This window comes from Thauera sp. (genome assembly GCF_035444905.1).
In the GTDB taxonomy this organism is placed as follows: Bacteria; Pseudomonadota; Gammaproteobacteria; order Burkholderiales; family Rhodocyclaceae; genus Thauera.
Map to the genome: position 1 here is coordinate 1 of NZ_DAOMPS010000109.1, position 5,578 is coordinate 5,578.

At 63.3% G+C, this 5,578-nt stretch carries 9 protein-coding genes; all 9 read right to left on the reverse strand.

Going from position 1 to position 5,578, the window contains the following annotated elements:
- On the reverse strand, window positions 1-458 hold a 458-nt coding region (locus PLC66_RS22050), incomplete at its 3' end, for a DUF8742 domain-containing protein (protein ID WP_503012259.1).
- A gap of 533 nt (window positions 459-991) precedes the next feature.
- Entirely contained in the window at window positions 992-1,657 is a 666-nt protein-coding gene (locus PLC66_RS22055) for a hypothetical protein (RefSeq protein ID WP_324544333.1), read from the reverse strand.
- 21 nt (window positions 1,658-1,678) lie between these two features.
- Window positions 1,679-1,975 (reverse strand): hypothetical protein, encoded by a 297-nt coding sequence (locus PLC66_RS22060; protein WP_324544334.1) that lies wholly within the window; start codon window positions 1,973-1,975, stop codon window positions 1,679-1,681.
- Complete coding sequence (locus PLC66_RS22065) at window positions 1,966-3,270, reverse strand: AAA family ATPase (RefSeq protein ID WP_324544335.1); 1,305 nt, start codon at window positions 3,268-3,270, stop codon at window positions 1,966-1,968. The genes PLC66_RS22060 and PLC66_RS22065 overlap by 10 nt, the downstream gene beginning before the upstream one ends.
- The gene (locus PLC66_RS22070) at window positions 3,263-3,688 is read right to left on the reverse strand and encodes a hypothetical protein (RefSeq protein ID WP_324544336.1); all 426 of its coding nucleotides are present in this window, start codon (window positions 3,686-3,688) and stop codon (window positions 3,263-3,265) included. The genes PLC66_RS22065 and PLC66_RS22070 overlap by 8 nt, the downstream gene beginning before the upstream one ends.
- Window positions 3,688-3,921 carry a hypothetical protein gene (locus PLC66_RS22075; RefSeq protein WP_324544337.1) on the reverse strand — a complete coding sequence of 78 codons (234 nt, stop codon included), beginning with the start codon at window positions 3,919-3,921 and terminating at the stop codon, window positions 3,688-3,690. The genes PLC66_RS22070 and PLC66_RS22075 overlap by 1 nt, the downstream gene beginning before the upstream one ends.
- Window positions 3,922-3,931: 10 nt before the next feature.
- Window positions 3,932-4,144 (reverse strand): helix-turn-helix transcriptional regulator, encoded by a 213-nt coding sequence (locus tag PLC66_RS22080; protein ID WP_324544338.1) that lies wholly within the window; start codon window positions 4,142-4,144, stop codon window positions 3,932-3,934.
- Between the two features lie 156 nt (window positions 4,145-4,300).
- Window positions 4,301-5,161, reverse strand: coding sequence for a hypothetical protein (locus PLC66_RS22085; RefSeq protein WP_324544339.1), 861 nt, complete (start codon window positions 5,159-5,161; stop codon window positions 4,301-4,303).
- Window positions 5,145-5,435, reverse strand: a complete 291-nt coding sequence (locus PLC66_RS22090) for a hypothetical protein (RefSeq protein ID WP_324544340.1) — start codon at window positions 5,433-5,435, stop codon at window positions 5,145-5,147. Before PLC66_RS22090 ends, PLC66_RS22085 begins: the two co-directional genes overlap by 17 nt.
- Window positions 5,436-5,578 lie beyond the last annotated feature (143 nt).

A 5,578-nucleotide genomic window follows, 5' to 3' on the forward strand; every position in this document is an offset into this window, starting at 1 on the left:
CGGGCGTCGGCGCGCATCAGGAGCTCGCGGATGAACAGGCCCGCCATGATCGTCTTGCCCGCGCCGGGGTCGTCAGCCAGCACGTAGCGCAGCGGCTGGCGTGGCAACATGGACTCGTAGACCGCGGTGATCTGGTGCGGCAGCGGTTCGACGTTGGAGGTATGCACCGCCATCATCGGGTCGAACAGATGCGCTAGGTTGATCCGCCACGCCTCTGCCGCGAGCTTGAACGCTTCGCCGGGCGCATCGAAGGCCCACGGGCGGCCTTCTTCGGCGACGGACAGGTTGGCCTCGTCGTTGCGGAACACCATGCGTTCGCCGAAGCGTCCGTCGGCCGTCTTGTAGACCACGGTGAGCGCGTCGGGGCCGACCGGCTCGGTGGCGACGACGCGGACGATCTGGCCCAGCTCGATACCAACCAGCGCGGTGTTCGGGGTGATCTGTTCGAGCTTGAGCATGGGGGCGGGAGGGGGTGGTTGGGTGCGGCGAAGGAACTCGGCATTATACCGATCGCAATCATGACCCATGGCGGGGCATGGCTGGACGAGTTGCCGCATGCACTCACGTTGTTTCGGCGTGATCACGAAGCGGCAGCCTTCACGCGCGTGGATCCGCTTTGCCCCGCGGATTTTGGTGGATACCGGGCTGGATACCGAAACCAAGATTACCGTGACGTTTGTGGTAACCGAGGTGGTAACCGGCCCTGTGGTAACCAACTACCTGCTGACTGACGCTATGCCTCCGGGCTCAAGTCCTCCGAGACAATCGCTTCCTCGCGCGAGCAGGTCGCTGAAGCACGATTTCTGTGCGTACTGCCGTGCGTACCGCGTTGTGCGTACTTCAGGGTTGGTCGCCCGCGGCGAGCTACTCCTCGTGAATACGCTTCAGTGCCGCCCGGTGCTCCCTCAAGGCTCGTGTGAGCGCCCGCAGTTCCTCGCGCAGGCCACCTTTGAAGGCATTGCGCGAGGAGGCGACTTTCCCTTCATCGGTGCTAGGCCCCGTTGCCTGATCCCACGGTCGCCAAGTGCGGATCAACTCCGCCTGTCGTGCCCGCCGCTCCGGCGTCCAACCGTTTGCCATCACTGCTCTCCAATAGTTCGTTCTGCAGATTTCCGATTGTTCTCGCGCGATCGTCGGACATCGTCCCGTTGTTGATGACCTGCTGCGGGCCGCTTGTCAGGTTCGCCTGCTTCGCGATCAACACCGGCGGGCGCTTGAGCGCAGCGAGGGCTTCGAGCGACGAGCGACTCTGTGATTGAGCGCGCAGCGCGAGCTTGAGGAAGATCTCGAAGTTGGGCATGTACTCGGCGCTGAAGGCACGTTCCGTCAATCTGGCGAATAGGGTCTGCAATGAAGTGGCCTGCCCAACGAGCATCGCCTCGACCTGGGTCAGGTCCCCGCCATTGACCACCTTTGCCTGCTCACGGAGTTGGTCGATCAGCGTCGGGACATCCACGGCCTCGCCAAGCCCCACCTTCTTATCGGTGGCGTTCAGGACGCGATGGGCCGCGAGTTCAGGGCTGGTGTAGATCTGGGCGAACTTGCGCGCGAGGGTGACTTGGTCGGCGTCCTTGGCGACTTCGATCTGTACGTCCTTGCGGGGAAAGTCCGTGCTGGCTGCGGTTTTGGTGCGCGTCGGTTTCTTGGTCGAACTCATGCCTACTCTCTCCTGCTGCGGTTATTCAAGTGGCTCGACGTCGGCGCCCGTCCAGACCGACCGCACTTCCGCTTCGGTCGCACCCTGCGGGCAGGCAACTGTGAAGGCAGCTCGCAGTAGCGGTCGGATGATCCAGATGCGATGCAGGTCGGCGAGGCGCTTCTGTACCTCGCGGAGCACGGCGGCGCGATGCTGGCGCAGGCGGGGTGCCCATTCGTTGATCGCGTCTCGATCGCCACGCAACCCTACACGCGCACCTTCCAGGACAAAGCGCACTCCGGCCGTTTCGGCTTGATCGAGCAGGTCCTTTACAGCCATTCGTCCACCTCCTCGATCTCGGCGCTGGGCTCCGGCACTCCATCCTTGCCAGCGCACGCCAACTCCGAAACGCATGGCACAACTGGCACGACTGCGGTGTCCTCATCATTCGTGCCATACATGCCGCAATTTCTGGGGTCGGCATGCAAGCTGCTCTGGATGGCACGATTCGGCAAAGACCAAACAGCGATCTTGTTCTTCCCGAAGCCGCTGATCTTGGTTGTTGCGCCAATGCGCTTCCGTGCTCGCTGGATGGTCCTCTCGGTGAAGCCGCAGGCGCGGCCGGCCTTGATCACGTCAGCCTTGGTGATCTCGCACTCGTCGATCAACAGCGCGCGCAGCCACGCATCCACTTGATTGTCTTCATCCGCACGGTCTTCGCTTTGCTGGGGAGCCGCATCGGCCGCAGCGAGAATCTCGCGAGCGCTGCCTTCAATCTCTCGACCCCACAGCACGCGCGACGCCCAGACGCCAGGGAATTGGTGCAGTTCGACCTGATCGAGATCGTAGTAATGGCCGCCGTCGTCGGGCCCGATGTTGGATTTCGTGCGCGCCAAGATGCGACGGCCTGCGTTCTCATCGTCGCCGTCCTGCATTTTGGCTGCGGCGAGCACGACGCGAGCCAGGGCACCGAAGGCCAGCGAGCCGGCGACGCGTTCGGTCGGGTCCCGCCCCTGGCTGCCCTTGGAAAAGTGACTGATGCCCAGGATCGCGGCATTGATCTCGTGCCCCAGGTCGACAAGGGGTTGCAGAGCGCGGCGGACTTCGGTGTTCTTGTGACTGTCACCCGTGACCGCAGACACGACAGGGTCACAGATCAAGAGACGAACATTACCGACACGCGTTGCAGCATCTGAAAGCTCAGGCATGTGGGACGCGGGATCGAACGGGCGGTGGTCATCACCGTCTCGGACACTGCCGACGAAATGAACACGCCTCATGTCCGCACCGCAGGCCAGCAGACGCGGTGCGAGCGTGTCGGTCGGGTCGTCTTCGCCAGACCAGATCAGGACGTCGCCGACGGTGCGCACGCGACTCCCGTCAGGCCAATACCCCCGGGTCGTAAGCGCTGCGGCGAGCGCCAGCGCGAGGGTCGTCTTGCCCGTGCCGGGTGCGCCGGCGAGAATGTGCAGCTTGCCGGCGGCGAGCCAGCCGTCCCACAACCAATCGATCGGGGTCGGCCGGATCGCGGCGCCGTTGATGAGATGTACGGCGCGGCGGCCAGTCGAGCCCTCCTTGATCGCGTCCGCCGCCCCCTTGTCGAGATGTGCCAGTCCCGCAGAGTATTCAGCCATGACGCACTCCCGCGAGACTCAGTCCGGTCTGGATCCGACCGACTGCGACAGCCAGACGATCGTGGTCCTCGCCAGTCAGGCCGGCGCCGCTGCGGATCGATGCTGCGGCGGCGAGAATCACCAGTGCCTCGAAAGCGAGCGCACGAAGCACATCGGCAGCGGGAAAGGGACGGCGCTCCCGCGGCAGATGTCCGTCCACACGTTCTGGGAACAGATCCTCGATGCTGAGGCCGATCGCGGCGAGGATGTTCTGCGTCGGCTCGCCGCCGAAGTCGTGGATCAGGAGACGGCCATCGTCCAGTTCGCGCCACGTGCCGGACATCGTCCTGTCGCGGCGCGTCGGGACGCGGAAAACGCCGTGATCGCGGCCGGTAGTCTTGTGGTCGACGAGACTCAAGAACTTGTCGCGAGGGCTCATTACACGGCTCCCACGAGCAGCGCAGCAGCCACCAGCGCCAGCGCGACCAATCCGAGCAGCTCGGTCAGGATGTAGCCGCGGCTCGTGCGCTTCCAGCCGCGTTTCAGTTTGCGATTCAGGCGAGCGGGTTTCGCGAGATCGAACCAGCCCAGGGACGGGGGATGTGCGGGGGCGAGCTGGAGTTCGTCTTGATAGCGGTCGTGCGCCAGTGTCGGGGGGCTTTTCTTGCTCATGGCCTTCCCCTTACGCGCGGTTGCGGGCCTGGGCGACGCGATCAGCCAACCATGCGTCAACCTCATGTTCGAGCCAGCCAACGGAGCGCGCGCCCAGGGGGATCGGAGCCGGAAAATCACCGCGTTTGATCCTGTCGTACAGGCTAGAGCGCGGCAGCCCGGTGCGGACTTCAACCTGATTGCGCCGCAGGATTGTCAGCGCGGTCTTGAGTTGTGCAGCCATGTCGTCACTCCTTGGAAGTGAGTAGCGCGCCCCGGAACAGCCCGGAGCACATGGCTTCGCACAATATGGATCAGATACACGGCATCGCGGTAAATACCGCGTCGGGGTTCGGTATTTACCGAACTATCTCAGCATCCATGCGGGCTTCGCAGCGAGTCATGCACGCTTTTCTGGCGGCTCAACGACCACGGCAGCCTCCTTTAGCCAATCTCGAAGCGTCTTCTCTGTGACCCCAGCCCCACAGCGCTGTAGGTCCTGAACAAGCTCTCCAATCTTTTCCAGCCGAGGCGAGTGAATGTTCAAGCCGTACCCCGTCATTGCCAACCCCGCGATGATCTTCAGGGCGGTGGTGCGGGCCTTTCCAGCCAGCGCATCAGCCTGCAGTCTTTCCAGTTCGGCGGTCACCTTTCCCGCCTTGTCGTCTTTGGCCCTGATCTCAGCACGCAAGCGTTCAATCGCCGCACGCTGGCTGTCGATCTGTTGCCGAATCGCACCGAGCTGCTGCGCCTCTGACCTCCAGTGCTCCCGCTCCCGCTCGGCAGCTGCCAGGGCCTCAAGCAACTCCGTGTCCGTCGTCGGCATGGCCGTCAGCGGATTGCCGGGCAGCGGGTACGGAATGGGCGTGTTCCTTGATGCGCACCACGCAGCGAGGTCAGACAGGCGAATCTCCCAGGCGCGGGGTGTGCCATCGCCATTCAAGTCTGCGGCCACCGCCTTCAACGACTCGGAACCACAGGCTCGTCGGACGATGCTCTCCCAGGCAGAAAGCTCCGCCTGCTCCTCATCCGACAACCAGCCGGGTACGGACAGGTCTACTCCGGCAATCGCTGCGGCCACCTCCGTATGAGTCAGATAGTCGGCGACAGCAAGCCGCAATTTCCACTCGGGCCAGTCCGTCCGCTGTAGCTGGACGAACTCGACGTCGCCGACGGCAATCCCCGCCTCAGCAAGCAGTGGCAGGATGTCCGAACGCTGGAATCCAATACGGTCGAGAATGTCGTCAGAATGGGATGTCATCGAAGTCCTCAAAACTCGGTGAGCTTTCTCCGGTATTGCCCCAGCGCACAAGCCTTTGCTTTACCCCATCGTTGTCCTTGTCGCCCGATCGGGTGCAGCCAAACGCCGGTGTCCACTCGCACAGGGTCAGCCGGGTCCATGCTGGATTTCGCGCAAGGTTCACTGACACGACCGCTGCCGCCTGTTGCTCAGTTTTCCCTGTCGCCTGCGCGATCAGCGCCACAAGCTGCCGGATCGAGATGAAGTCCTCCCGCTCTTTGTCGGGATCAATCATGTATGCCCCCTTCGGCACAGCCCTTGTGTGGGTGCCGCGTCAGCCCAGCAAGGGAACTTGGTTTTCGGCCGCTGGGATCAGCATCGGCCTAGCAGGGTGTTGAAAATTGCATCATCACCTTCGGTTTCCAGCTTGGCTGGGAA

Bases quoted from the DNA above. Each gene is read 5' to 3' on its own strand.
- PLC66_RS22070 (WP_324544336.1), bottom strand. From the start codon at position 3,688: ATGAGCCCTCGCGACAAGTTCTTGAGTCTCGTCGACCACAAGACTACC.
- PLC66_RS22075 (WP_324544337.1), bottom strand. From the start codon at position 3,921: ATGAGCAAGAAAAGCCCCCCGACACTGGCGCACGACCGCTATCAAGAC.
- PLC66_RS22085 (WP_324544339.1), bottom strand. From the start codon at position 5,161: ATGACATCCCATTCTGACGACATTCTCGACCGTATTGGATTCCAGCGT.
- PLC66_RS22060 (WP_324544334.1), bottom strand. From the start codon at position 1,975: ATGGCTGTAAAGGACCTGCTCGATCAAGCCGAAACGGCCGGAGTGCGC.
- PLC66_RS22090 (WP_324544340.1), bottom strand. From the start codon at position 5,435: ATGATTGATCCCGACAAAGAGCGGGAGGACTTCATCTCGATCCGGCAG.
- PLC66_RS22080 (WP_324544338.1), bottom strand. From the start codon at position 4,144: ATGGCTGCACAACTCAAGACCGCGCTGACAATCCTGCGGCGCAATCAG.
- PLC66_RS22055 (WP_324544333.1), bottom strand. From the start codon at position 1,657: ATGAGTTCGACCAAGAAACCGACGCGCACCAAAACCGCAGCCAGCACG.
- PLC66_RS22065 (WP_324544335.1), bottom strand. From the start codon at position 3,270: ATGGCTGAATACTCTGCGGGACTGGCACATCTCGACAAGGGGGCGGCG.